The 25,014-nt window shown below is 71.6% G+C and carries 20 protein-coding genes; 6 read left to right on the top strand and 14 right to left on the bottom strand.

Annotated elements, in window-relative coordinates:
- Positions 1–45: 45 nt before the first annotated feature.
- Both ACZ619_RS24925 and ACZ619_RS24930 read right to left on the bottom strand, forming a co-directional pair.
- On the bottom strand, positions 46–1,749 hold the full coding sequence (locus ACZ619_RS24925) for an LCP family protein (RefSeq protein ID WP_469602895.1): 1,704 nt from the start codon (positions 1,747–1,749) through the stop codon (positions 46–48).
- Between the two features lie 252 nt (positions 1,750–2,001).
- Complete coding sequence (locus ACZ619_RS24930; RefSeq protein WP_469602897.1) at positions 2,002–2,364, bottom strand: ArsR/SmtB family transcription factor; 363 nt, start codon at positions 2,362–2,364, stop codon at positions 2,002–2,004.
- A 240-nt stretch (positions 2,365–2,604) separates the two neighbouring features.
- Between ACZ619_RS24930 and ACZ619_RS24935 the strand changes: the two genes are divergently transcribed.
- Both ACZ619_RS24935 and ACZ619_RS24940 read left to right on the top strand, forming a co-directional pair.
- The gene (locus ACZ619_RS24935) at positions 2,605–2,871 is read left to right on the top strand and encodes a GlsB/YeaQ/YmgE family stress response membrane protein (protein ID WP_469602900.1); all 267 of its coding nucleotides are present in this window, start codon (positions 2,605–2,607) and stop codon (positions 2,869–2,871) included.
- A gap of 231 nt (positions 2,872–3,102) precedes the next feature.
- On the top strand, positions 3,103–3,786 hold the full coding sequence (locus ACZ619_RS24940; RefSeq protein WP_469602902.1) for a hypothetical protein: 684 nt from the start codon (positions 3,103–3,105) through the stop codon (positions 3,784–3,786).
- A 22-nt stretch (positions 3,787–3,808) separates the two neighbouring features.
- Here ACZ619_RS24940 and ACZ619_RS24945 read toward each other — a convergent pair whose 3' ends face one another.
- The 9 genes from ACZ619_RS24945 to ACZ619_RS24985 all read right to left on the bottom strand — a co-directional run bounded on the left by ACZ619_RS24945 (position 3,809) and on the right by ACZ619_RS24985 (position 14,989).
- Positions 3,809–5,329 (bottom strand): NCS1 family nucleobase:cation symporter-1, encoded by a 1,521-nt coding sequence (locus ACZ619_RS24945; protein WP_469602903.1) that lies wholly within the window; start codon positions 5,327–5,329, stop codon positions 3,809–3,811.
- A 129-nt stretch (positions 5,330–5,458) separates the two neighbouring features.
- Entirely contained in the window at positions 5,459–6,478 is a 1,020-nt protein-coding gene (locus ACZ619_RS24950; RefSeq protein ID WP_469602906.1) for a TIGR03842 family LLM class F420-dependent oxidoreductase, read from the bottom strand.
- Positions 6,479–6,489: 11 nt separating this feature from the next.
- The gene (gene hydA / locus ACZ619_RS24955) at positions 6,490–7,893 is read right to left on the bottom strand and encodes a dihydropyrimidinase (protein WP_469602908.1); all 1,404 of its coding nucleotides are present in this window, start codon (positions 7,891–7,893) and stop codon (positions 6,490–6,492) included.
- Positions 7,894–7,983: 90 nt separating this feature from the next.
- Positions 7,984–8,826, bottom strand: a complete 843-nt coding sequence (locus ACZ619_RS24960; RefSeq protein WP_469602911.1) for a nitrilase-related carbon-nitrogen hydrolase — start codon at positions 8,824–8,826, stop codon at positions 7,984–7,986.
- Between the two features lie 155 nt (positions 8,827–8,981).
- Positions 8,982–10,574, bottom strand: coding sequence for a PucR family transcriptional regulator (locus tag ACZ619_RS24965; protein ID WP_469602913.1), 1,593 nt, complete (start codon positions 10,572–10,574; stop codon positions 8,982–8,984).
- A 189-nt stretch (positions 10,575–10,763) separates the two neighbouring features.
- On the bottom strand, positions 10,764–12,047 hold the full coding sequence (locus tag ACZ619_RS24970; protein ID WP_469602915.1) for an aspartate aminotransferase family protein: 1,284 nt from the start codon (positions 12,045–12,047) through the stop codon (positions 10,764–10,766).
- A complete protein-coding gene (locus tag ACZ619_RS24975; protein WP_469602918.1) occupies positions 12,044–12,886 on the bottom strand; it encodes a nitrilase-related carbon-nitrogen hydrolase in 843 nt (280 codons plus the stop codon). The genes ACZ619_RS24970 and ACZ619_RS24975 overlap by 4 nt, the downstream gene beginning before the upstream one ends.
- 114 nt (positions 12,887–13,000) lie before the next feature.
- Complete coding sequence (locus ACZ619_RS24980) at positions 13,001–14,611, bottom strand: serine/threonine-protein kinase (RefSeq protein WP_469602920.1); 1,611 nt, start codon at positions 14,609–14,611, stop codon at positions 13,001–13,003.
- Positions 14,612–14,737: 126 nt separating this feature from the next.
- Positions 14,738–14,989 (bottom strand): helix-turn-helix domain-containing protein, encoded by a 252-nt coding sequence (locus ACZ619_RS24985; protein WP_469602922.1) that lies wholly within the window; start codon positions 14,987–14,989, stop codon positions 14,738–14,740.
- Positions 14,990–15,033: 44 nt separating this feature from the next.
- On the opposite strand from ACZ619_RS24985, the gene map reads away from it, so the two are divergent.
- From map to ACZ619_RS25000, 3 genes are all read left to right on the top strand, one after another.
- Positions 15,034–15,813: a type I methionyl aminopeptidase gene (map, locus tag ACZ619_RS24990; RefSeq protein ID WP_469602924.1), complete on the top strand. Its 780-nt coding sequence runs from the start codon at positions 15,034–15,036 to the stop codon at positions 15,811–15,813.
- A 356-nt stretch (positions 15,814–16,169) separates the two neighbouring features.
- The gene (locus tag ACZ619_RS24995) at positions 16,170–17,909 is read left to right on the top strand and encodes an ABC transporter ATP-binding protein (RefSeq protein WP_469602926.1); all 1,740 of its coding nucleotides are present in this window, start codon (positions 16,170–16,172) and stop codon (positions 17,907–17,909) included.
- A 92-nt stretch (positions 17,910–18,001) separates the two neighbouring features.
- Positions 18,002–20,548, top strand: a complete 2,547-nt coding sequence (locus ACZ619_RS25000) for an ATP-dependent Clp protease ATP-binding subunit (protein WP_469602927.1) — start codon at positions 18,002–18,004, stop codon at positions 20,546–20,548.
- 64 nt (positions 20,549–20,612) lie between these two features.
- On the opposite strand, the gene ggt is transcribed toward ACZ619_RS25000, so the two are convergent.
- Complete coding sequence (gene ggt, locus ACZ619_RS25005; protein WP_469602930.1) at positions 20,613–22,409, bottom strand: gamma-glutamyltransferase; 1,797 nt, start codon at positions 22,407–22,409, stop codon at positions 20,613–20,615.
- A gap of 142 nt (positions 22,410–22,551) precedes the next feature.
- Here ggt and ACZ619_RS25010 point away from each other — a divergent pair, with 142 nt between their 5' ends.
- The gene (locus ACZ619_RS25010) at positions 22,552–23,316 is read left to right on the top strand and encodes a hypothetical protein (protein WP_469602932.1); all 765 of its coding nucleotides are present in this window, start codon (positions 22,552–22,554) and stop codon (positions 23,314–23,316) included.
- Between the two features lie 169 nt (positions 23,317–23,485).
- Here ACZ619_RS25010 and ACZ619_RS25015 read toward each other — a convergent pair whose 3' ends face one another.
- Together ACZ619_RS25015 and ACZ619_RS25020 are read right to left on the bottom strand one after the other, a co-directional pair.
- Positions 23,486–24,367, bottom strand: coding sequence for an amino acid ABC transporter permease (locus ACZ619_RS25015; protein ID WP_469602934.1), 882 nt, complete (start codon positions 24,365–24,367; stop codon positions 23,486–23,488).
- Complete coding sequence (locus tag ACZ619_RS25020) at positions 24,364–25,008, bottom strand: amino acid ABC transporter permease (RefSeq protein ID WP_469602937.1); 645 nt, start codon at positions 25,006–25,008, stop codon at positions 24,364–24,366. Before ACZ619_RS25020 ends, ACZ619_RS25015 begins: the two co-directional genes overlap by 4 nt.
- Between the last annotated feature and the right edge of the window lie 6 nt (positions 25,009–25,014).

The following is a 25,014-nucleotide window of genomic DNA, read 5'->3' on the forward strand; positions in this document are numbered from 1 at the left end:
ACGCCTGCGCGCCCGGCCGGCAAGCCGGCCCCGGAATCGGCGGACTCAGTCGTCCGAGTCGGGCTTGCTGGTCGCCGCCGCGTAGGCCTGGGCCGGGGTCATCGGCACCCCGTTGAGGCTGACCGTCTTGTACTGGCTGACCTTGGCGCAGGTCTTGGCGTCGTCGGCGGTCGAGGCGTTGGCGTTGGACACGGCCGCCTTGGTGTCGCCGGAACTGGCCGGGTAGGAGGTGCCGGTGGTCCAGTCGCTGCCGATCACCAGGACGACGCCGGTGCCGGTGCCGGCCTTGACGTGCGAGCTGGGCACGTCCAGGGCCTTGGCGACGGTCTGCGCCTCGGCCTTGTCGCCGCTGCCGTAGCTCACGGTGGTGCTGGTCGCGGAGGTGGGGGCGTTGGCCGTGGTGGTGCCGGAGCTGAAGCCCTGCGAGATCAGGGAGTTCGCGATGGCGGAGGCGCGGCCGGTGATGTCGGTGCCGTTCTCGACGGTGACGGCGATCTCGGAGGCGGGGACGGTCGCGGTCGCCGTGGGCTTCGCGCTCGCCGTCGCCGAGGCCGCCGCGGACTTCTTGCCCGAACCGGTGGTCAGCGACTGGTCGTTGGCCATCGTGGCGAAGAGGTCCTTGGCGCCCGATCCGACCACCACGCGGTTGCTGTTGTTGGGGTCGGGCGCGGTCTGCATGGTGGTGAAGGTCATCCGCTTGGTGGGGACCTTGTTCACGTCGGCGGCCAGCGAGATCAGCTTCTTGACGCTGCCGAGGCCGTCGTCGACGGTGAGCGCCTTGGTGGCGGCGTCCGCGAGCTTGTAGACCGCGGTGGGGTCGGTGAGCGTGCCCGCGCTCTTGAACTTGCGGATCATCGCGCTGAGGAAGATGTGCTGGGAGACGGTACGGCCGAGGTCGCTGCCGTCGCCGAAGCCGTGCCGGGAGCGGACGAACTGAAGGGCGGCCTCGCCCTTGAGGGTGTGGGTGCCCTTGGACAGCTTCAGGTGCGAGTAGGTGTCGTACACGTTGTCGTTGACGCACACGGAGACACCGCCGACCGCGTCGGACATCTTGACCACGCCGGAGAAGTCCAGCTTCACGAAGTGGTCGATGGGGATGCCGGTGAGCTGGTGGATGGTGGCGACCTGGCAGGAGGGGCCGTACTGGAGGGCGCTGTTGACCTGGCCGTAGAAGCCGGAGGTGGACTGGCCGCTGTCGCTGTCCTTGCAGGCGGGAACGTCGACCATGGTGTCGCGGGGGATGCTCATGACGGTGGCGTTGGAGCGGTCCGCGGATATGTGGACGACCATTTCGACGTCGGCGTTGCCGTTGCCGGTCTGCACGCCGGTCGAACTGCACCCGCCGCCCAGCTTGCAGTCCGCCTTGCTGGTGCGGCCGTCGGAACCGATGACCAGGATGTTGATCGGGGTCCGGCCGAAGGCGTCGGCCTTCTCGGTGCCGCCCTTGCCGTCGAGGGAGACGCTGTTGATGTTGCCGTTGAGGTGCTGGTAGAACCACCAGCCGACCCCGGCCGTGACCAGGACCAGGACGGCCGTGACGAGGCCGAGGACCTTCATCACCCGCCCGCCGCGCCCGGCCTGCCTGGCCCGCCGGGAGCGTCTGCCGCCGCGGGACTTGGCCGCCTGCCGGGCCGCGGCCCGGCCACCGGTCGGCCGGGTCCCGTCGGGCAGCGATCCGCGCTGGCCCGGCACCCGGCCGGTGCGGCTGCACGTGGCCTGGCCTCCCGGGCCGTCCCACGGGTCGGTCATCTTCCACTCCCAGGAACGGTAGGGCCCGCAGGGGGTACGGTCGGGCGTGCGCGGTGGTGCACGGGCAGGCGTCGGGTGGGACTACTTGAGTTGCGTGATTGCGCAATCTAACAAACCCACAGCCCGGACAGCACAGACCCCACCCGAATTCACAGGTGAGGGATCTCATGAAACCTCCCGGACATATGTGCCGTCGGCCCCGGCGGACCGCCCCCGTGCCGCGCGGTGCGGATCGGGCCCCGCGCCGCGCGGTCAGACCCCGGCCTCGGTCAGCCGGCGAACCGGTGGCGGAACCTGGTGCGAGCGCGCGGTGAGCTGGCCGACGGTCACCCGGACCACGGTCACGATGTCCGGATCGTCCACGTAGTAGATCTGCCGCCGCCCCTCCCTCCGGGACCGCACCAGGCCCGCCAGCCTGAGCTTCGCCAGGTGCTGGCTGACCGCGGGCAGTGCGCCGCCGACCCGGTCGGCGAGGCGGGTCACGTCGCTCTCCCCCTGGGACAGGGCCCACATGATGTGCAGCCGGGCCGGCGAGGCGAGCAGCCCGAACACCGCGGCCGCCTCCGTCAGCACCCCTTCGGAGGGGTCCGTGAAGCCCTCGGTGTTCTCCCCCACAGCCCGCTCCCTCCCCTCATCACAGCATCCGCACAGAAGCCCACTCAGTGTAGGCGCGCGGTCACGGGCCCCCGCACCACCTCCTCCCGCCCTCCGTCATCTGTTGTCCGCATTGTCATGAGCCGGTGACAGATCATCGACGGGTCGGCGTCAGAGGCCCCGCAAGCCCTCCGCCGTTCCTAAGCTTGCGCAACAAGGCAACTCAGCCTGGCAACACCCCGCACTGGGAGGAATACGAACGTGGGCATCATCGGCTGGATCATCCTCGGCCTCCTCGCCGGAGGCATCGCCAAGATCCTGCTGCCCGGACGCGACCCGGGTGGCCTGATCGGCACCACCCTCATCGGTATCGCGGGCGCCTTCGTGGGCGGCTGGCTCTCCTCCCGCTTCCTCGACCGCCCGGTGGAGAACCACTTCTTCGACCTCTACACCTGGGGCGCCGCCATCGCCGGCTCCCTGGTCCTGCTCATCGGCTACCGGGTGCTGTTCGGCAACTCACGCGACTGAACGCCCCGCGGTCCGCGGCCGGCCGTGACACCGGTCACCCCCCCGGCCGGGGCCCAGTCACGACATTCCGGATGTGCAGGGACGGCCTGCCCCGGTCGTCAACACGGCGCCACACCCGGCGCACAGGCAAGGCGACGATTCCACTTCCACCCCACAGGGTCTCGTGTGAGACTGGCGTCCCGTCCGCAGTGCGGACCCTCTCCGCACACCGTCCCCCACGAGAAGTGCGACTTGCGACGTTCCCTGCCACTGCCGCTCGCCCTCACCGCGCGCCTGACGCCGGTCGCCGTGCTCGCCTGTGCGGGCTGGGTGATGACGTCGGGTCCGGACGACACGTCCGACACCTCCACCGGTAGCTCCTCGACCCAGCAGACGGCCACCCAGCCGGCCGGCGACACCCCCTCGTCGTCCTCGTCGTCGACGGCGGCCGTCAAGACGTACTCGGCCGCGCCCGCGCCCTGCGGGAGCATCGCCGTGGCCACCGTCAAGTCGCTGGTGCCCGGCGCGAAGACGGCCGGGAAGGAGATCCCCTCCACGGACACCAAGCTGCGCCGCACCTGCTCCTGGAACGCCCTCAAGGGGTACGACTACCGCTGGCTCGACGTGTCCTTCGAGATCATGGACACGAACGCGGCGGCGGCGAAGGAGTACCAGGACCGGGTCGCCGAGAAGAGCGGCGGCGGGGCCGTCCCGGGGCTCGGGGACAACGGCTACTCGGTGGTGAACCTCACCACCGAGGACAAGCAGCAGACCCGCGAGGGCGTGGTGATGGCCCAGGTCTCCAACGCGCTGGTGGTCGTCACCTACAACGGCAGCGACTTCGAGACGAAGAAGGCGCCGAGCACGGATGTGATCAACAAGGGCGCGATCCAGGCGGCGAAGAGCGCGGTGACCGCGCTGAAGGGCAGCCGGTAGGAACCGGCCGCCCTTCGGCGTCTCACACCTCGGCGGGCCGCTTCAGTGCGGTCAGCCCCAGGTACAGCAGCAGGGACGTGCCCAGGCCCACCGCCCAGCCGTAGTCGGCGAGCGAGGACAGGGCCGGGATCGGCCGGCCGTCGATCAGCGGTTTGAAGCTGGCGCCGCCGACGGCGAGGACACCGCCGACCAGGAAGGCGACGACCGCCCGCCAGTTCCAGCCGCCGTCGTACCAGTAGCGGCCGCCCGTGCGGTACAGGTCGGTCAGGTCCAGGCGGGTGCGGCGCAGGATCCAGTAGTCGGCGATGAGGATGCCGGCCACCGTGCCGAGCAGACCGCCGACCAGGCCGAGCCAGGTGAAGATGTAGCCCTGCGGGTCGGAGTAGAGCTTCCACGGGAAGATCAGCACCGCGAGGACCGAGGTGATCAGCGCGCCGGTACGGAAACTGATCCTCCGGGGCGCGATGTTGGAGAAGTCGAAGGCGGGCGAGACCAGGTTGGCCGCGATGTTCACGGACAGCGTCGCGACCAGCACGGTGACCAGCGCGTAGAGCAGGCCCACCACGTTGTCCGTCTTGGCGGCCAGCTGGACCGGGTCCCAGATCGGCTCGCCGTAGACGGCCTGGGAGCCGGAGGTCACCAGCACGGACAGGAACGCGAACAGCGTCATCGTGGTCGGCAGGCCGAGGGCCTGGCCGCGGGTCTGTGCCTTCTGGCTCCTGCCGTAGCGGGTGAAGTCGGGGATGTTCAGGCTCAGTGTGGACCAGAAGCCGATCATGCCCATCAGCGAGGGCCAGAACAGCTTCCAGAAGTCGCCGCCCCAGCCGAGCTTCGAGGGCTGGTCGAAGAGCGGGCCGACACCGCCGGCCTTGTCGCTCATCCAGACCAGCATGACGATCGCGCCGACCAGCACGAAGGGGGCCGCCCAGTTCTCGAAGCGGCGGATGGTCTCCATGCCCCGGTAGATGATGGCGACCTGGAGCGCCCAGAAGATCGCGAACGACAGCCACATCGTCCAGGCGTAGCCGCCGACCTTGCCGGCGTCGGACCAGCCGCTGCCGATCAGCTTGCCCGCGAGGAAGAAGATGGCCTCGCCGCCGATCCAGGTCTGGATGCCGAACCAGCCGCAGGCCACCAACGCCCGTACGACGGCTGGGAGGTTGGCGCCGCGGACGCCGAAGCTGGCGCGGGCGAAGACCGGGAACGGGATGCCGTACTTGGGTCCCGCGTGCCCGGTGAGCAGCATCGGGACCAGGACGATCAGGTTGGCGAGGGCGATGGTGAACACGGCCTGCTTCCAGTCCATGCCCACCGCGATGAGGCCGGAGGCCAGGGTCCAGGACGCCGTGTTGTGGGCCATGCCGACCCAGAGCGCGGAGAAGTTGTACGTGGTCCAGGTGCGCTTGGCGACGGGGACCGGCAGCAGGTCCTCGTTGGCGTACGCGCCGCTCGGCGGCGGCGAGCCGGGGGCGAGCTCGACGCGCCCGTCGGAGGCGGTGACTTGGCCGGACGGCGGTATGGACGTGGGAGCGGTGTCGGTCATGGGCAGGCCAATCAGGGTGAGGCGGGACGGGAAAGGCCGTGCGGGCGGAGCGGGGGGTACGCGTGTGGGGTGCGCCCTGACCCCCTTCCCGGGACGGCGGGAAGGGGGAGACCAACTGCCAGGAGAGGACTAGCCGTTGACGGCCGGGATGACCTTCGTCCCGTACGCGTCGATGGTGGCCTCCTGGGCGTCGTGCATGTCGTAGACGGCGAACTGGTCGACGCCCAGCTCGCGCAGCGCGTTCAGCTTCTCGATGTGCTTCTCCACCGGTCCGACGACGCAGAACCGGTCGACGATCTCGTCGGGCACGAACTCGGTGTCGGGGTTGCCGCTGCGCCCGTGGTGCGAGTAGTCGTACCCCTGGCGGGCCTTGATGTAGTCGGTGAGTTCCTCGGGGACGGCGGCCGAGTGCTCGCCGTACTTGTCGACCAGGTCGGCTACGTGGTTGCCGACCATGCCGCCGAACCAGCGGCACTGGTCGCGGGCGTGGGCGAGGGCCTCGGGCGAGTCGTCCTCGGTGACGTAGGCGGGGGCGGCGACGCAGATCCTGACCTCGGACGGGTCGCGTCCGGCGGCGACGGCCGCCTCCTTCACCGCCTTGACCATGTACTCGGTGAGGTAGAGGTCGGAGAGCTGGAGGATGAAGCCGTCCGCCTCCTCGCCGGTCATCTTCAGCGCCTTCGGGCCGTACGCGGCCATCCAGACGGGGAGTTCGGCGCCCGGCGTGATCCAGGGGAACCTGACCACGGTGCCGCCGAGGTCGGCCTCCTCGCCCCGGCCGAGGGCGCGGATGACCTTCATGGCCTCGCTGATCCGGGCGAGGGTGTTGGGCTTGCGGCCCGCCACCCGCATCGCGGAGTCACCGCGGCCGATGCCGCAGACGGTCCGGTTGCCGAACATGTCGTTGAGGGTGGCGAAGGTGGAGGCGGTCACCTCCCAGGTGCGGGTGCCCGGGTTGGTGACCATCGGCCCGACCGTCAGCTTCGTGGTGTTGGCCAGGATCTGGCTGTAGATCACGAACGGCTCCTGCCAGAGCACGGCGGAGTCGAAGGTCCAGCCGTACGAGAAGCCGTTGCGTTCGGCCCGTTTCATCAGGCTGATGACCCGGGAGGCGGGCGGATCGGTTTGCAGAACGAGTCCGAAGTCCATCGGCACCACTCCTAGTTGAGGTACTGACAGGTGGAGCGCGGGGTGTAGACGCCGTGCCCGGCGTGTCCGGTGTACTCCCGCTCGGTGATGACGAGTTCGCCGCGCGAGAGGACCGTGTCCACCCGGCCGGTGAGGCGCTTGCCCTCGTACGCCGAGTAGTCGACGTTCATGTGGTGGGTCTCGGCGGAGACGGTCTGCTCGGCGTGCGGGTCGTAGATGACGACGTCGGCGTCCGCGCCGGGGGTGATGGTGCCCTTCTTCGGATACATGCCGAACATCCGGGCCGGGGTGGCGCAGGCGATCTCGATCCAGCGGCGGCGCGAGATGTGTCCGTCGACGACGGCCTGGTGGAGCAGGTCCATGCGGTTCTCGACGCCGGGCAGACCGTTGGGGATCTTCGAGAAGTCGCCGCGGCCGAGTTCCTTCTGGCCGGTGAAGCAGAAGGGGCAGTGGTCGGTGGAGACGACCTGGAGGTCGTTGGTGCGCAGGCCCTGCCAGAGCTTGGCCTGGTGCTCCTTGGGGCGCAGCGGTGTCGAGCACACGTACTTCGAGCCCTCGAAGTCCGGTTCGGCGAGGTTGTCGGTGGACAGGAACAGGTACTGCGGACAGGTCTCGCCGAACACCGGGAGCCCCTCGTCCCGGGCCCGGGCCAGCTCCGCGACCGCCTCCATCGCCGAGACGTGGACGACGTACAGGGGCGCGCCCGCCACCTGCGCGAGTCTGATGGCGCGGTGCGTGGCCTCGGCCTCCAGGAGCGCCTTGCGCACCTCGCCGTGGTAGCGGGGGTCGGTCTCGCCGCGGGCCAGCGCCTGCTCCACCAGGACGTCGATGGCGATGCCGTTCTCGGCGTGCATCATGATCAGGCCGCCGTTCTCGGCGGAGCGCTGCATGGCGCGCAGGATCTGGCCGTCGTCGGAGTAGAAGACGCCGGGGTAGGCCATGAACTGCTTGAAGGAGGTCACCCCCTCCTCGACCAGCAGGTCCATCTCCTTGAGCGTCTCCTGGTTCACGTCGGAGACGATCATGTGGAAGCCGTAGTCGATCGCGCAGTTGCCCTCGGCCTTGGCGTGCCAGGTGTCCAGGCCCTCGCGCAGGCTGTGGCCGACGCTCTGCACGGCGAAGTCGACGATGGTGGTCGTGCCGCCCCAGGCGGCGGCCCGGGTGCCGGTCTCGAAGGTGTCGGAGGCGAAGGTGCCGCCGAACGGCAGCTCCATGTGGGTGTGGGCGTCGACGCCGCCCGGGATGACGTACTTGCCGGTGGCGTCGATGGTCCTCTCGGCGGTGAAGGCCTCGGCGGCGGGGGTGCCGGTCGCCGCGAGAGCGGCGATCCGGCCGTCCTCGATCAGGACGTCGGCGTGGATCTCGTCGGACGCGGTGATGACGAGTCCGCCGCGGATTACTGTACGGCCGGTCATGGGGTCCTCTCGTTCGTGGTCACGTGCGGGTCCGACGTGGCTGGTAGCGCGGTCCCCCGCGCCCCTGGCGGGGCGCCGTGAACGCCGGTTCTACGGTGCGGTCAGCGGGCCGTACGCGTCCGGGCGGCGGTCCCGGAAGAACTGCCAGCGGTCGCGGACCTCGCGGAGCTTGGCCAGGTCCAGGTCGCGGACGACGAGTTCGGTCTCCTTGTCGGAGGCCACCTCGCCGGCGAACTGGCCTTCCGGGTCCACGAAGTACGAGGTCCCGTAGAAGTCGTTGTCGCCCAGTTCCTCGACGCCGACCCGGTTGATCGCGCCGACGAAGTACTCGTTGGCGACGGCCGCCGCCGGCTGCTCCAGCTGCCACAGGTAGCGGGAGAGTCCGCGCGAGGTGGCCGACGGGTTGAAGACGATCTCGGCGCCCGCGAGGCCCAACGCCCGCCAGCCCTCCGGGAAGTGGCGGTCGTAGCAGATGTAGACGCCGATCTTCCCGACCGCGGTCTCGAAGACCGGCCAGCCCGCGTTCCCCGGACGGAAGTAGAACTTCTCCCAGAACCCGGGCACTTGGGGGATGTGATGCTTGCGGTACTTGCCGAGGTACGAACCGTCGGCGTCGATCACCGCCGCGGTGTTGTAGAGGACGCCGGGCTGCTCCTCCTCGTACACCGGAAGGATCAGGACCAGGCCCAGTTCGCGGGCGAGGGCCTGGAAGCGCTGGACCACCGGGCCGTCCGGGACCTGCTCGGCGTACTCGTAGAACGCCTTGTCCTGGACCTGGCAGAAGTAGGGTCCGTAGAACAGTTCCTGGAAGCACAGCACCTGGGCGCCCTGCGCGGCCGCGTCGCGGGCCGCCTGTTCGTGGACCTGGATCATGGACTCCTTGTCGCCGGTCCAGGCGGTCTGGAAGAGGGCGGCACGGATCACTCTGCTCATCGGGACCTCCGGTCACTCGGTGTGCGAGGAGCCTAGAAAGTCCGAAAGCGGGCTTCGATTGCCACGGTGTCACGTCTGCGGGCGCTCGGCGTGCCACCGTGTCACGCTGCCGATGACCCATGTTTCACCGCCGTTTTCCCAGGTCGTCGCATGTTTCACCCCTGTTGCGCGTCATGCGCGAGGAGCGCGATGTGCACCGAGGCCGCCTGTTCGAAGTCGTCCAGGTCGACGCCGAGCCGGGCCTGTATCGCCTCCAGGCGCCGGTACAGGGCGGGCCGGGAGACGTGGTGGAGCTGGGCGGTGCGGGACTTGTTGCGGCCGGTGGCGAGGTAGGTCCGCAGGACGCCCAGCAGGTCCTGGTCGGTGCTCGTGGTGCTTCCCGTCGTGCGCAGCAGTCCGTCCAGCTCCCGCTCCGCGAAGGACTGCACATGCGGGTCGTCGCGCAGCAGCCGGATCAGGCCACGCAGATGCACGTCCCTGAGCCGTACGACGCCGGGCAGGTCGAGGGCGGCCGAGGAGTCGGCGACGGCGTCGGCGACGTGCTGGGCCTCGCGCAGCCCGGCGGGCACCTCGTCCCAGGCGGTGCGCGGCCCGGCGGCGGCGACCACCGCCGGCGGCCCGGCCGACTCGCCGTGCAGCCGGGCGGCGAAGTGCGCGGTGAGGGCGTCGGCGTCCTGGTCGCGGGCGAGGCTGAGCAGGACCGCGGTGGCGCCCTCGGCCAGCTCGGCGACCAGCCCGGGCAGCCCCAGCAGACGGAGCATCCTCTCGAGCTGGGCCGGCCCGATGTCCCGTACGACGAGCGGGACGAAGGTGCGCCGATTGACCGGCAGCCCGGCCGCCCGTGCCCTGGGCAGCAGGTGCCGGGCCGGTACGACACCGGAGACCAGGTCGGTCAGCAGGCTCTGCGCGGACTGCTCCTCCCAGGTGTGGGCCGAGCCCCCGCCGAGCATGCGGTGCAGGACGAGGGCCTCGGCGGCGCGGTCCGCGAGGAGCCGTCCGGTGCCGGTGTCGCCCCGGTACCCGCAGAGCGTGATCTGCCCCCACCGCTCGCCGCGGCCGCCCAGTTCGGCGCGGATCCAGCCGTCGCCCTCGCGGCCGCCGGCCTGCCGGGCGATGCGCTCCCAGTCCCGCAGCACGTCGTCGACCGCGGACCGCTCCCCCGCGGTGGCGAGGACGCGGTGCGCGAGGTTGGTGACGACCACCGGGCAGGCGCTGTGCACGGCGACCTCGTCGAGGAGTCGTTGGAGAGGGGCGCCGGCGGTGATGAGGCCGGTGAGGGCGGTGCGTACGGCCTCGGAGAGACTGACGGCGGCGAACTTCCGCCGCACCAGCCGGGACTGGACCTCCTCGGTCAGCTCCGCGAAGGGGAAGGGGCGGTGCAGGACCACCAGGGGGAGGCCGCAGCGGTCCGCGGCGCGGCGCATCGCGTCGGGCGGGGCGGGGAAGGCGCGGCCGAGGCCGAGGACGACCGCGGCGGCCTCGGAGCGGTGCAGGGACTGGATGTACTCGGCCTGCTTGGCGTCGTCGCCCGCGAGCAGCACGCCGGTGGTGAGGACCATCTCGCCGCCGATGAGCATGACGCCGACGTCGGGCGCCTCGGCGACGTGCACCCAGCGGACCGGGCGGTCGAGGTGGGTGGCGCCGGCGACCACCTCGGGATCGCCGGCGAGGACCCGTTCCAGGGACAGGACCTGACGGACCGACAGTATGGGGTCGGTGGACTTCGGGGGATCCCACGTGGCGGTCATCTTGCGTGTCCCTTGATCGGGTGCGGTGCGTGTGTCGGCTGCGGCGCCGTCGTGGCCGGTGGCGCGGTTCCCCGCGCCCCTGACGGGGCGCGGCCTGAGGCCCCTGCGAGGGGCTCGGGGAACCGCGTGACCGGCCCCCGCCGGTCCGCAGGTCCCCACACGGCGTGTCAGGCGCCTCCGGCGGAGCGCCTAGTAGGCACTCCTCAATGCCTGTTCGAGGATCGCCGCGCCCTCTTCCGCCTCTGTCACCGTCAGGGAGAGGGGCGGGGCGATACGCAGGGCGCTGGTGTTGTGGCCGCCGCCCTTGCCGATGAGGAGGCCGCGTTCGCGGGCCGCCTCCAGGACGGCCGAGGCGGACTTCGGATCGGCCTCGTCCGTGCCGGGTTTGACGAGTTCGACGCCGATCATCAGCCCGCGGCCCCGGACCTCCCGTACGCCGGGCAGCTGGGCGGCGACGGCGCGCAGGCGCTCGATGAGCAGGCCGCCCACCCGGCGGGCGTTGCCCTGGAGGTCGTGCTCCAGGAGGTACGACAGGTTGGCCAGGCCCGCGGCCATGGTGATCTGGGTGCCGCCGAACGTCGAGATGCTGTTGGAGTCGAGGCAGTTCATGATCTCGGAGCGGGCCACCACCCCGCCGATGGACATGCCGTTGCCGATGCCCTTGGCGAAGGTGAGGATGTCCGGCGGGCCGCTCTGGCCGTGTGCCTGCCAGCCCCAGAAGTGCTCGCCGGTCCGGCCCCAGCCGGTCTGCACCTCGTCGGCGATCCAGAGGATGCCCTGCTCCTGGAGGACCTTGCGGAAGGCCGCGTAGAGCCCGTCGGGCGGGGAGGTGAAGCCGCCGACGCCCTGGATGGGCTCGGTGATCAGCGCGGCCGGCGGACGGGTGTGGCCGAGGAGGTCGCGCAGGTCGGCGACGCAGGCCGCGATGAAGTCGCGGTCGTTCAGCTCGGCGAACGGGCCGCGGCTGCGGACGCCGCCGTGGACGTAGAGCGTCTGGAGCGGCGACAGGGAGGTCGGCGACCAGCCCTTGTTGCCGGTGATCCCGACCGAGCTGAAGGAGCGGCCGTGGTAGCTGTTGCGCATCGCCAGGATCGTGTTCGTCCGGCGGTACGTCGTCGCCAGCAGCAGGGCCGTGTCGTTGGCCTCGGTGCCGGAGGTGGTGAAGAACACCCGGGCGTCCGGGATGCCGCTCAACTGGGCGATGCGTTCGGCGAGTTCGACCATCGGACGGTTGAGGTAGAGCGTGGAGGAGTGAATGATCCGGCCGGCCTGCTCGCTCACCGCCTTCGTCACCTCGGGGAGCGCGTGGGCGGTCATCGTGGTGAGGATGCCGCCGAAGAAGTCCAGGTAGCGGTTGCCGTCCGCGTCCCAGACGTGGCGGCCCTCGCCGTGGGTGATCTCCAGCGGGTCGTCGTAGTAGAGGGCCAGCCAGTCGGGCAGGACCTGGCGGTGGCGGGCGAAGAGGTCGGTCACGGCTGCACCAGTCCTTCGTAGGCGTCGGGGCGGCGGTCGCGGTAGAAGGCCCACTGCTGCCGCACTTCCTCGATCAGGTCGAGATCGAGGTCGCGGACGACGAGTTCCTCGCCCTTGTCGCTGGCGACCTCCCCCACGAACTGCCCGCGCGGGTCGACGAAGTAGCTCATTCCGTAGAAGTCGTTGTCGCCGTACTCCTCCTGCCCCACCCGGTTGATGGCGGCGACGAAGTACTCGTTGGCGACGGCGGCCGCGGGCTGCTCCAGCTGCCACAGGTAGGCCGACAGACCGCGCGAGGTGGCCGACGGGTTGTACACCAGCTGGGCCCCGTTGAGGCCGAGTTGCCGCCAGCCCTCGGGGAAGTGGCGGTCGTAGCAGATGTAGACGCCGACCTTGCCGACGGCGGTGTCGAAGACCGGCCAGCCGGCGTTCCCGGGCTTGAAGTAGAACTTCTCCCAGAAGCCCTTGACCTGCGGGATGTGGTGCTTGCGGTACTTGCCGAGGTAGGTGCCGTCCGCGTCGATCACGGCGGCGGTGTTGTAGTAGAAGCCGGACTGCTCGACCTCGAAGACCGGTACGACGATCACCATGCCGGTCTCGCGGGCCAGCTCCCGCATCCGGCCGACGGTCGGGCCGTCGGGGACCGGCTCGGCCCACCGGTAGTGCTCGGCGTCCTGGACCTGGCAGAAGTAGGGGGCGTTGAAGACTTCCTGGAATCCGATGATCTTCGCACCCCGGCGGGCCGCCTCCCGGGCGTGCTCCTCGTGTTTCGCCACCATGGACTCGGTGTCGCCGGTCCAGGTGGCCTGGACCAGAGCGGCGCGTACGACGTTGGCCATGTGCTGCTCCTTCTACGCCCGTAGAGGGTCGAAAGTAAGCCTCCTCGGAGTCCTTGCCAAGACCATCGTCGTCAAGCCGCCGAGTCCATCGCGTTTCTTACCCCGGTGGAGGAGTCAGGGGGCGGCGAGGCCGGCCACCCGCAGGGCGTGCAGCAGATCCCAGTGGCACTGGTCGGAGATCTCCCGGGCCGCGCCGAGCAGCAGCGGCACCAGGCGCCGGGGATCGGGCTCCGCGCTGTGGGCCGCCTGTTCCGGGGTGCGGACCTGGACGTACGCGTCCAGCAGGGCCCGGACCTCGCGGTGGCGGCCGTCCGTGTCCAGGGCGAGCACGGCCTCGCCGATCTCCGTGGCGGGGCGGGCCACGCCCTGGCGCAGGATCTGCCGGGCGTCGGCGGTCCTGCCCTCGGCGCTCAGGGCGTCGGCCGCCGCCACGAGCCGGTCGGGCGGCAGTGACGCGGCCTCCCACAGCAGCGTGGTCCACTCGGCGCCCAGTCCTGCGCGCTGGAGCGTGTCGGCGAGCAGCGGGAGCCGGGCGGCGGGCCACCGCGTGGCCTCGGCGAGCAGCGCGTGCGCCTCGCCGGTGCGACCCTCGGCGCGCAGCCGTACGAGCCGTTCCACGGCGCCGGTCACGGCCCGCTCCGCGTCCTCGTCGGGCCGCCGCGCCGCCGGTTCCGGGAGCACGGGCGCCTCGGCGGCCCCGGCGAACCGGGCCCCGCGCGGCGTGCGCCGGCCCGCGGGCGCCGTGGACACGGCCGCCGCCGGGGCCCGCGGTACGGTGTCGGCGCCGTCCCGCTCCTCGGCCATCCCGGCGAACCGGGCACTGCCCCGCCGCCGCTTGCGCTGCTTGGCGGAAACCCCGCCCGGCACGGCATCCGCCTCGGAACCGGCACCCGAACCACCCTGCCCACCCTCGGCCCGGACCACGGCCCCGCCCTCGACCGCACCGGAGCCGTCGCGGGCAGCGGGACCGTCATGGATACCGGGGCCGTCGTGCATACCGAGGCCGTCGTGCATACCGAGGCCGTCGTGAACGCTCAGTCCGTCGTGAACGCCGGGGGCGCCATGGGTATCAGGGCCACCATGAACGCCGGAGCCGTCGTGGGTGGTGGGGGGCGGAGCGGTTTCCGTCGGGGTCGGGTCGGGTCGGCCGCCGGTTCGCGGGGCGTGCTCCCGGCGGTGGATCTCGCGGGCCCCGCGCAGTCGCGGCCGGAGGTCGGGGCGCTCGTCCAGGCGGGTGATGCGGGCGCGGAGTTCGGCGCAGCGGGCGGATGCCCGGTCGTGGTCGTCTCGGGCCCAGGCGAGGTCGACGTCGAGCGCCTCGGCCTCCGCGTGGGAGTGCGCGGAGCCGAGGGCGCGGCCCAGCTGGGCCAGCCGTTCCGCCGCGTAGCGCTGTTCGCGGAGCATGATGTCGAGGCGGTCGCCGAGGTCGTCGCGGGCACCGGGCCGGGCGTCGTACGCGGCGAGCGCCTCCGCGTGCAGGGTGCGGGCCCGTTCGGCCTCGGGTGCGGCGGCACCGTGGCCGTAGGCGGTCGCGAGGTCCTGGAGGACCGCCTCGACGACGTCCCAGGGCGGCAGTTCGCGCCCGTCGAGGCAGGCCTGCATACCGTCGGGGTCGCGCTGCCAGAACACCGCGCACCAGCCGCCGCCCTGGTCCAGGCGCGTCAGCAGACCGTTCAGGTAGTTCGCGAACTCCCGCACCTGGCCCGGGAGTTGATCCACAGCCATCGCTCGACTCCCGCCTGACCGGAACACTCCGGTTCCGTAGGCAACACCAGTTGTGTTACGACGCTGCTACGGGGAGTTTTCGGCGGGCGCGCAGAGCGCTCATTGCCCGCTCTTGACCGAGGGGCGTCACACGACGACCAGGGCGCAGCGGTGCACCAGTTCGTCCATGGACAGCCCGAGGGCACGGGCCAGCGCGGCGACGGTGAAGAAGGCGGGGGTCGGGGCCCGGCCGGTCTCGATCTTGCGGAGCGTCTCGGCGGAGATGCCGGCCTCGGCCGCCACCTCCGTCATGCTCCGGTCGCCGCGCGCCTCGCGCAGCAACCGCCCGAGCCGTTCGCCGCGTTCACGCTCTTCCGGGGTGAGAGGGGTGCGCACCATGTCGCCATTCTAACCCGGTCGAGTAAGCCGGTATATTAATTGGCATGGTAGAGCTGAAGACAGACACATCGATCGACGCCATGTACGAGGCCGGGCAGGTCGTCGGGCGGGCCCTGACGGCCGTGCGCGCGGCCTCGGCCGTAGGCGTCTCCCTGCTGGAGCTGGACGAGGTGGCACGGGAGGTGCTGCGGGAGGCCGGGGCCTCCTCCCCGTTCCTGGGCTACCGGCCCGGCTTCGCGCCCACCCCGTTCCCGGCGGTGATCTGCGCCTCCGTGAACGACGCGATCGTGCACGGCATCCCGACCGGGTACCGGCTGCGCGACGGCGACCTGGTCTCCATCGACTGCGGCGCCGAACTGGGCGGCTGGGTGGGCGACTCGGCGATCAGCTTCGTCGTCGGCACGCCCCGCCCGGCGGACCTGCGGCTCGTCGGGACGGCGGAGCGGGCGCTGGCCGCGGGCATCGCGGCGGCCGTGGTCGGCAACCGCATCGGCGACATCGCGCACGCGATCGGCCGGGTGTGCCGGGAGGCCGGCTACGGCATCCCGCAGGACTTCGGCGGACACGGCATCGGCCGCCGCATGCACGAGGACCCGGGGGTGCCGAACGAGGGCCGCCCCGGGCGCGGACTGCGCCTGCGCCACGGCATGGCCATCGCGATCGAGCCGATGCTGCTCGGCGGCGGCCGGGACGACTACCACGCGGCCTCCGACGGCTGGACCCTGCGCACGAACGACGGCTCCCGGGCGGCCCACGCCGAGCACACGGTGGCGATCACGGAGTCCGGACCGCGCGTCCTCACCGAGCGGAATTCAAAGGTGTGACACAGCCCGCCCCCGAGCTTCACCTATTCCGGCATGCCGGGCCATGAATTCCCTGTGCCGCTGAATGGCCGCCGTAATGCGCCCGTACACATGTCCGTGACGGGCGGAGAAAAGGCCGCCCGCGGCAGCGAAGGAGTTCTCATGGAAAACGTGCGCATGCGAGTACCGGTCCCCCGGCCCACGCGGCGGCGCCCGGTGCCCCCGCCGCCCCCGCTGCAGGGGCAGCGACCGCCCCGGCCGAACACCAACGGCCGCTGATCGCGTGACGTGACATCACCCGTGGCAGGCGGACCGGCGAGGGAACTCCGCTCTCCCGCCGGTCCGCGCCCGGGGCGACCCGCGGCACAGGGAGGGCGATGTTCCGGCGGCACGCGAAGACGTCACCGGCCACCGCGTTTCGCAGGCTGTGGCCGCTCACCGAGCCGGAGAGAATTCATCTCTGGGCCGCGGTGGCATTCCAGACGATTTCCGTCGGCTGCGACACCGCGGCAATTCAGGTTTTCTCCTATCTCACCGACGAGGTACTCACCTCGGCCGAGCCGGCGAAATTCTGGGGACCGGCCGCGCTGTGGCTCGCGGTGGCCCTGCTGGGCGCGGCCGCCACCTTCGCCGCCCACCAGCTGACCAGCCGCGCCGAGGAGGCGTTCCGGCTGCGCTGCCGTGACGAGGTCTTCCAGCACGCGCAGCGGCTGCCCCCGCACTACTACGAGGACAACCCGCCGGGCGACCTGCTGGCCCGGTTCACCGGGGACGTCGACGAGGCGGAGCACGTGGTGGTCTCGGGCCCGGTGCAGTTGCTCCACACGGCGATCGGGCTGCTCCTCTTCGCGGGTGCCGCGCTCTGGCTGCGCTGGGAACTGGCCCTGCTCACCTTCGCCGCGGCCCCGGTCCTGTGGCTGGGCACGCGCCGGCTCTCCCGGCCCGTCCGGGGGCTCTCGCGGGCGGAGCGCGACCGGTACGGGGAACTGGTCGACGCGCTCGACGAGAACCTGGCCAACATGCCGGTCGTCCAGGCGTACAACCGGCAGGACACCGAGCGCGACCGGGTGCACGGACGCGGCGCCGCCCGGATGCGCAGCAGCCTGGCCCGCGCCCGGCTATCCAACGCCTACCTGCCGCTGGCGAACGTGGTCGAGTCGGTGTCCGTGCTGGCCGTCGTCGCCGCGGGCGCCTGGGAGATCGCCGCCGGCCGGCTGACCGTCGGCGGGCTGCTGGCCTTCGCCGCCTACCTCGGCCACCTCTATCCACAGGTGCAGGCGCTCGGCGGCCTCGCCGTCAGCCTCTCCTCCGCCACCGCCGCCTGCGAGCGCCTCTTCGAGGTGCTCGACACCCGCCCCGCCGTCACCCGGACCACGCCCCGCGCCGACGGCCCCGCGCCGCGGCCCGCGCACGGCGCCGGACCCGGCGTGGTCACCCTGGACACCGTCGGCTTCACCTACCCCGGCGGGAGGCACCGGATCGTCAGCGGCCTGCACTTCACCGCCCGCCCCGGCCAGCTGGTCCTCGTCGACGGCCCCAGCGGCTCGGGCAAGTCCACGCTCGCCAAGCTGCTGCTGCGCTTCTACGACCCCACCGAGGGCCGCATCCTGCTGGACGGCCGCGACATCGCGGGCCTCCCGCTGCGCAGACTGCGCGAGCTGGTCACCCTCGTGCCGCAGGACCCCATGCTCCTCGACGGCACGATCCGCGAGAACATCGCCTACGGCCGTCCCGGCGCCGACGAGCAGAGCGTCCTGCGGGCCGCCGCCTCCGCCGACGTGGACAGCTTCGCCGGACGCCTGCCGGACGGCTACGACACCGCGGTCGGCCCCGGCGGACGGCAGCTGTCGGGCGGGCAGCGGCGACGGGTGGCCATCGCGCGGGCGCTGGTGCGCGACACCCCGGTGCTGGTCCTGGACGAGCCGACCACGGGTCTGGACGCCGAGTCGGCCCGCCGGGTGATGGAACCGCTCGGCCGTCTCATGGCCTCCCGCACCACCTTCCTGATCACGCACGATCCCCGGCTGGCCGCCCTGGCGGACGTGGTGCTGCCCGTGGGTCCGCCGCCCGAACCACTGGACATGCCCCCCTCGGGCGGGCGTGCGAAGGTGGTGTGACCGGGCCCTGCAGGGGCACCCGCGTGGACCGGCACGTCGACCAGCGAGCGCGTCCCCGAAGGCGCCGGGACGCCGGAACGGAACGAACGCTCATGACCAGCGGCTATCCCGGACCGGGCGACCACGGGCAGGACCCCTTCGGCGACTTCCTCGCACGCTTCTTCGGCGGCGGCGGAGCGCGCCAGGGCCCCCGGCAGGTCGACATCGGCAGGATGCTGAGCCAGCCGGCCAGGGAACTGGTCAAGGGCGCCGCCCAGTACGCGGCCGAGCACGGCAGCCGGGACCTGGACACCGAGCACCTGCTGCGCGCGGCCCTGACCGCCGAGCCCACCCGCTCCCTGCTCAGCAGGTCGGGCGCGGACCCCGACTCGCTGGCGACCCAGATCGACGACCGCGCGGGCCCCGTCCAGCACCCGCCCGGCGAGGCGCCGCCGCCGACCTCGCTGTCCCTGACGCCGGCCGTGAAGCGGGCCCTGCTGGACGCGCACGACCTGTCGCGGGCCGCCGGCGCCGGATACATCGGCCCCGAACACGTCCTGGGCGCGCTCGCCGCGAACCCCGACTCGGCCGCCGGGCACATCCTGAACGCCGCCCGGTTCGCCGCCGCGGGACTGCCGGCCGACGCCCCCGAGACCGACCGCTCCCTCCCGGGCACGGACGCCCGGCGCCGCACCAACACACCCACCCTCGACAAGTACGGCCGCGATCTCACGGAACTCGCCGGGCAGGGCCGGATCGACCCGGTCATCGGCCGCGACGACGAGATCGAGCAGACCATCGAGGTGCTGTCCCGGCGAGGCAAGAACAACCCCGTGCTGATCGGCGACGCCGGCGTCGGCAAGACCGCGATCGTCGAGGGCCTGGCCCAGCGGATCGTCGACGGGGACGTGCCGGACGTCCTGTCGTGCCGCCGGGTGATCGCCCTCGACCTGCCCGGCGTGGTGGCGGGCACCCGGTTCCGGGGCGACTTCGAGGAGCGGCTCAACACCATCGTCAACGAGATCCGCGCACACTCCGACCAGCTGATCGTCTTCATCGACGAACTGCACACCGTGGTCGGCGCCGGCGGGGGCGGCGAGGGCGGCGCGATGGACGCCGGCAACATCCTCAAGCCCGCCCTCGCCCGCGGCGAGCTGCACATCGTGGGCGCGACCACGCTGGAGGAGTTCCGCAAGATCGAGAAGGACGCGGCGCTGGCCCGCCGCTTCCAGCCGATCCTGGTGCCGGAACCTACGGTCCCGGACACCGTCGAGATCCTGCGCGGCCTGCGCGACCGCTACGAGGCCCACCACCAGGTCCGCTACACCGACGAGGCCCTGGTCGCCGCCGTGGAGCTCTCCGACCGCTACCTGACCGACCGCAGGCTGCCCGACAAGGCGATCGACCTGATCGACCAGGCGGGTGCCCGGGTCCGGCTCGGCTCCCGCACCAAGGGCAGCGACGTACGGGCGATGGAACGCGAGATCGAGCAGGTCACCCGGGACAAGGACCAGGCGGTCGCCGACGAGCAGTACGAACGCGCCACCCAGCTGCGGGACCGGATCGGCGAGCTGAAGACGCGCATCGCCGAGGTCTCCGGCGAGGACGAGGCCGACGAGGGACAGCACCTGGAGGTGACGGCCGAGGCGATCGCCGAGGTGGTCTCCCGGCGGACCGGCATCCCGGTCAGCAGCCTCACCCAGGAGGAGAAGGAGCGGCTGCTCGGCCTGGAGGCCCATCTGCACCAGCGGGTCATCGGCCAGGAAGAGGCGGTGGCGGCCGTCTCGGAGGCGGTCCTGCGTTCCCGGGCCGGGCTGGCGAGCCCCCACCGCCCGATCGGCAGCTTCCTCTTCCTCGGCCCGACCGGTGTCGGCAAGACCGAACTGGCCCGCGCCCTGGCCGAGGTGCTGTTCGGCAGCGAGGAGCGGATGGTCCGCCTGGACATGAGCGAGTACCAGGAGCGCCACACCGTCTCCCGGCTGGTCGGCGCCCCGCCCGGGTACGTCGGCCACGAGGAGGCCGGCCAGCTCACCGAGGTGGTCCGCCGCCACCCGTACTCGCTCCTCCTGCTGGACGAGGTGGAGAAGGCCCACCCGGACGTCTTCAACATCCTGCTCCAGGTCCTGGACGACGGCCGCCTCACCGACTCCCAGGGCCGCACGGTCGACTTCACCAACACGGTCATCGTGATGACGAGCAACCTGGGCTCGGACGCGATCATCAGGCGGAGCGCGGGAATCGGCTTCGGCCCCGGCGGGGAGGAGGCGACGGAGGAGGCCCGCCGCGAGCAGATCCTGCGCCCGCTGCGCGAACACTTCCGCCCCGAGTTCCTCAACCGCATCGACGAGGTCGTCGTCTTCCGCCAGCTCACCGGCGAGCAGCTGCGGCAGATCACCGAGCTGCTCCTGGAACACACCCGGCGCATGCTCCACGCCCAGGGCATCACGGCGCACTTCACGGACCCGGCCGTCAACTGGCTGGCGGAACACGGCTACCAGCCGGAGTACGGCGCCCGGCCGCTGCGCCGCACCATCCAGCGCGAGGTCGACAACCAGCTGTCCCGCCTGCTCCTGGACGGCACGGTCGCGGAGGGCGGCGAGGTGACGGTGGACGTGGCGGGCGGCCGCCTGGAATTCCGGCCGGCGAAGGCGCCCGGCTAGGGGTGCGGGGAACTGCGCGAGCAGCCCCCGCGCACCCGCCGCCCACGAGCTGCCGTGCCCCGGACTACCGTGCCGGATCCACCACTTGAGCGGACCCCCCGCCCCGCCGCACGGTCTCGGCGGCCGCCAGCCACTTCCCGCCCGGCAGCCGCTGCACGCCGGTGGCCGCCCCGATCTCCGCGTTCAGCGAGAACGAGTGCCCGATCGCCTCCAGCTTCCCCCGCAGTTCGGGGTCGTCGTACAGCGCCGGCTCCAGCTCCGTCTTCGCCGCGTTGCGCTGCGAGGCCCTGGGCGCGGCGATCGCGTCCACCAGCGGCAGACGACGGTCGATGAACTCGGTCAGCACCTGGAGCACGGTGGTGATGATGGACGCCCCGCCGGGCGATCCCACGGCCACCACGGGCCGGTCGGCCTTGTCCAGCACGATGGTCGGTGAGATCGACGACCGCGGCCGCTTCCCGGGACCGGGCAGGTTCGGGTCGTGCACCGCGGGGTTCGCCGGGGCGAAGGAGAAGTCGGTGAGCTCGTTGTTGAGCAGGAACCCGCGACCCGGCACCGTGATCGCGCTGCCGCCGGTCTGCTCGATGGTCAGCGTGTAGGAGACGACGTTCCCCCACTTGTCGGCGACCGTGAGGTGCGTGGTGTTCTCGCCCTCGTACGTGGTCGGCGCCGCCGTGCCGGTGGAGCCCGGCGCGTCGGGGTCGCCCGGTGCGACCGGGCTGGTCAGCACCGAGTCGTCGTGGATGAGCGCGGCCCGCTCGTCGGCGTACCGCTGCGACAGCAGCCCCTTCGTCGGCACGTCCTCGAACGCGGGGTCGCCGACCCACCGGCCCCGGTCCGCGAAGGAGATCCGGCTGGCCTCGATGAAGTGGTGCAGGTACTGCACCTCGTCGGCCTTGGAGAGGTCGGTGTTCTCCAGGATGTTGAGGGCTTCCCCGACGGTCGTGCCGCCCGAGGACGACGGGGCGATCGAGTACACCTTCAGTCCGCGGTACGACGTCTCGGTCGGCGCCTGCACCTTGGCGCGGTACGCGGCCAGGTCCTTCGCGGACAGCTTGCCCGCCCGCGCGTTCCATCCCGAACCCGGGTCGACCGGGGGGTTGTTGACCGTGGAGACGATGTCCTTGCCGAGGTCGCCCCGGTAGACCGCGCCGATCCCCTTCTTCCCGAGTTCCTCGTAGGTCCGGGCCAGGTCGGGGTTCTTGAACGTCGAGCCGACCGCCGGCAGCCGGCCGTCCGGCAGGAAGAGCCGGGCGGTGGCCGGGAAGTAGCGGAACCGGGTCTCGTTCGCGGCGGTCTGTGACCGGAAGGTGTCGTCGACGACGAACCCGTTCCGTGCTATCCGTTCGGCGGGCTTCAGCACCGACCCGAGGCGCCGCGTGCCCCACTGGTCCAGGGCCGTCTGCCAGGTGGCCGGGGTCCCCGGGGTGCCGACGCTCAGTCCGCTGGTCACGGCGTCCGCGAAGGCGAGCGGCTGCCCGTTCTCCGTGAAGAGCCCGGAGTCGGCGGTGAGCGGCGCCGTCTCGCGGCCGTCGATCGTGTGCACGGTACGGGACTTGGCGTCGTAGTAGACGAAGTAGCCACCGCCGCCGATGCCGGAGGAGTAGGGCTCGGTGACGCCGAGCGCGGCGGCGGTGGCGACGGCCGCGTCGACCGCGTTGCCGCCCGCGCGCAGGACCTCGATACCGGCGGCGGAGGCGTCCGCGTCGACGCTGGAGACCGCGCCGCCGTAGCCGACGGCCACCGGGACCTTCGTGGCGGCCGTGCCGCCGGAGGCACCCGGCGGGGCTGCCGCCGCCACCGACACCACGGCGGCCGAGACCGCCAGAACCGTCAGTTTCCGCGCGACAGGGCGACGCATCCGCACCTCCAGTGACGAACGTCAGCGCAGCGTATCCACCGGGCATGGGGCCCGACAGGCTCATTCAGGGCACTGTCATACGACCGCCACACTTCGAACACGGGTACGTTCCCGCCACCTGTGCCCGCTAGCATGCGCGCCCATGAATGACGACCTGCGCAACATTGTCCTCGGTGTGGTGGCGGCCGGCATCAGCGCCGCCCTCGGCTGGCTGGCCCGCACCTATGTCTGGCGGCGCAAGCTCCGCCGCAAGCAGGCCTTCTTCGGGCTGCCGGAGAACTCGGAGTCCCTGCTGGTCGTCAACCGTGATCCGGCCACCTCCGAGCCGGCGGTGCACCGCTTCGACGTGTTCGCGCTGCTGGAGCTGGCCGCGCTGATCAAGGACTGCGGGGCGAACCTCCAGATGGTGACGCAGGACAACGTCCAGCAGGGGTTCGGCGAGCGCACCGAGTTCTGTGTGGGCGGTCCGGGCTCGAACCGCCGCATGCTGGCGCACATGTCGGCGATGCTGCCCGGGGTCCGGGTCAACGTCGACCCGGAGCCGGGCCCGGACCGCGGCGCCTTCCAGATCGGCGCCGAGCGCTACCGGCTGGATCCGGGGATCACGGAGTACGTGCTGCTGGCCCGCCTCACCGCCGGGCAGCGCCCGGACGCCCGGCCGGTGTTCCTGTTCTGCGGGCAGCGGGCCATCACCAACCAGGCGGCCACCCGTTACCTCGCCCGCAACCACGAGCGGCTCTCCCGCAAGCACGGCAACAACTCGTTCGTGCTGCTGCTGAAGGTCGTCAACTCGCAGGCGTACGGCCCGGACGTGGTCGAACTGGTCGCGGACGTGAGCCGGCCCGCGCAGGTGCCGCTGCCGCCCGCCTCGGCCGAGCCCGCCCGCAGTTCCCACCGGGCCTCCTGACGAGCGGGACACCCCGCCCGGGGCGGACCCGCTGCGGGCCGAGCACAACCCGTCCGGCGCGCAGCTGACCTTCTCCCCGCCGGCGAACGACCCGTCCTGCGTGTCCGTTCCGCTGCGCGAGCAGTGATCTCCGGCTGCCGCCGGCCGGGCCTGGCCCTGGCTGCTGCTCCTACGGCCGGGGAGCCGTGGGGGCTCCCCCACCGGGCAGCAGCGTCCCTGGTTCGGCCGGGACCGCCGCGACGGCCCCGGTCTTGGGACTGCGTCGCTCCCGTCGGGCCACCCAGCCGGCGAACCACGAGAGCAACATGCACATCCCGATGTAGATCGGCGAGATCACCATCACCACAGGGATGAAGGGCAAATCGTAGTCGAGGTTCGACGCGATCAGCTTCCCGGCATGGAGGAACTCCTCGTAGGTGATGAGATAGCCGAGCGAGGTGTCCTTGAGGGCGACCACGAGCTGGCTGATGATGGCGGGCAGCATCGCCCGTACGGCCTGGGGCACCAGGACGTACGACATGGCCTGGGTCTTGCGCATGCCGAGCGCGTACGCGGCCTCCCGCTGGCCCCGTTCGACGCTGTTCACCCCGGAGCGGAAGACCTCGGCGAGCACCGAGCCGTTGTAGAGGGTGAGTCCGGCGACCAGGGCGGGCAGCGGCTGGACCTTCAGCGCCACGAAGATGAAGAAGATCATCACCAGTACGGGCATGGCGCGGAAGAACTCCACGACGGCGGTGGCCGCCCAGCGCACCGGCCGGTGCTCCGAGAGCCGCCCGGCGGCCAGCAGCCCGCCCAGGGCGAGGGAGAGGACGGCCGCCGCCGCGAAGGCCTTCAGGGTGTTGCCGAGGCCCCGCAGGAGGAGTTCCTGGATGCCCTTGTAGGCGAAGGGCATCCACTTCGTGTAGGTGAACTGTCCGGTGTCGAAGAGAAGGTAGAGGACCCAGGCGAGCAGGCCGAGGATCAGGACGGTGGCCAGGACGCCGTAGAGGCGGTGCCGCTCGCGGGTCCGGGGCCCGGGGACGTCGTAGAGCGCGGTGGCGGCCTCGGTCATCGGGCGACTCCCCACTTGCGCTCCATCAGGTTGAACAGGGCGCTGATCGCCAGGGTGATGACGAGGTAGCCGACGGCGATCCAGACGAAGGTCCAGACGATGTTGTAGCCGAGCTCGCTCAGCGTCCGGTAGGTGCCGAGGAGTTCGTTGACGCTGAAGGCGCCCGCGATCGCGGAGTTCTTGGCGAGCGCGATCAGGGTGGAGCCGACCGGCGGGATGACCGACCGGAACGCCTGGGGCAGGACCACCAGGTTGAGGGTCTGCCCGAACGTCATGCCGAGGCTGCGGGCCGCCTCGCCCTGGCCCCTGGGCACGGTGTTGATACCGGAGCGCAGCGCCTCGCAGATGAACGCGGAGGTGTAGCAGCCCAGTGCGATGACCGCGAACACCTGGAACGGCAGGACGAGTCCGAACCGCGGCAGGCCGAGCAGCACCGCGAAGAACAGCAGGGTCAGCGGGGTGTTGCGGAGCACGGTGACCCAGGCCGTGCCGAAGACGCGCAGCGAGCCGACCGGGGCGACCCGGAAGGAGGCCATCAGGAAGCCGAGCAGAAGGGCCAGGACCGAGGAGTAGACGGTCAGTTCGAGGGTGCCGAGGAAACCCTCGGCGTAGGTGGAGAAGTTGTCTGTCAGTACGTTCATGCCGTC

The organism is Streptomyces sp. NPDC104367, from assembly GCF_055583825.1.

Excerpts from the sequence above, each read along its gene's own strand:
- ACZ619_RS24925 (WP_469602895.1), bottom strand. The coding sequence starts at position 1,749 with ATGACCGACCCGTGGGACGGCCCGGGAGGCCAGGCCACGTGCAGCCGC.
- ACZ619_RS24945 (WP_469602903.1), bottom strand. The coding sequence starts at position 5,329 with ATGACCGACACCGCTCCCACGTCCATACCGCCGTCCGGCCAAGTCACC.
- ACZ619_RS24950 (WP_469602906.1), bottom strand. The coding sequence starts at position 6,478 with ATGGACTTCGGACTCGTTCTGCAAACCGATCCGCCCGCCTCCCGGGTC.
- hydA (WP_469602908.1), bottom strand. The coding sequence starts at position 7,893 with ATGACCGGCCGTACAGTAATCCGCGGCGGACTCGTCATCACCGCGTCC.
- ACZ619_RS24960 (WP_469602911.1), bottom strand. The coding sequence starts at position 8,826 with ATGAGCAGAGTGATCCGTGCCGCCCTCTTCCAGACCGCCTGGACCGGC.
- ACZ619_RS24965 (WP_469602913.1), bottom strand. The coding sequence starts at position 10,574 with ATGACCGCCACGTGGGATCCCCCGAAGTCCACCGACCCCATACTGTCG.
- ACZ619_RS24975 (WP_469602918.1), bottom strand. The coding sequence starts at position 12,886 with ATGGCCAACGTCGTACGCGCCGCTCTGGTCCAGGCCACCTGGACCGGC.
- ACZ619_RS24980 (WP_469602920.1), bottom strand. The coding sequence starts at position 14,611 with ATGGCTGTGGATCAACTCCCGGGCCAGGTGCGGGAGTTCGCGAACTAC.
- ACZ619_RS24985 (WP_469602922.1), bottom strand. The coding sequence starts at position 14,989 with ATGGTGCGCACCCCTCTCACCCCGGAAGAGCGTGAACGCGGCGAACGG.
- map (WP_469602924.1), top strand. The coding sequence starts at position 15,034 with ATGGTAGAGCTGAAGACAGACACATCGATCGACGCCATGTACGAGGCC.
- ACZ619_RS24995 (WP_469602926.1), top strand. The coding sequence starts at position 16,170 with ATGTTCCGGCGGCACGCGAAGACGTCACCGGCCACCGCGTTTCGCAGG.
- ACZ619_RS25000 (WP_469602927.1), top strand. The coding sequence starts at position 18,002 with ATGACCAGCGGCTATCCCGGACCGGGCGACCACGGGCAGGACCCCTTC.
- ggt (WP_469602930.1), bottom strand. The coding sequence starts at position 22,409 with ATGCGTCGCCCTGTCGCGCGGAAACTGACGGTTCTGGCGGTCTCGGCC.
- ACZ619_RS25010 (WP_469602932.1), top strand. The coding sequence starts at position 22,552 with ATGAATGACGACCTGCGCAACATTGTCCTCGGTGTGGTGGCGGCCGGC.
- ACZ619_RS25015 (WP_469602934.1), bottom strand. The coding sequence starts at position 24,367 with ATGACCGAGGCCGCCACCGCGCTCTACGACGTCCCCGGGCCCCGGACC.
- ACZ619_RS25020 (WP_469602937.1), bottom strand. The coding sequence starts at position 25,008 with ATGAACGTACTGACAGACAACTTCTCCACCTACGCCGAGGGTTTCCTC.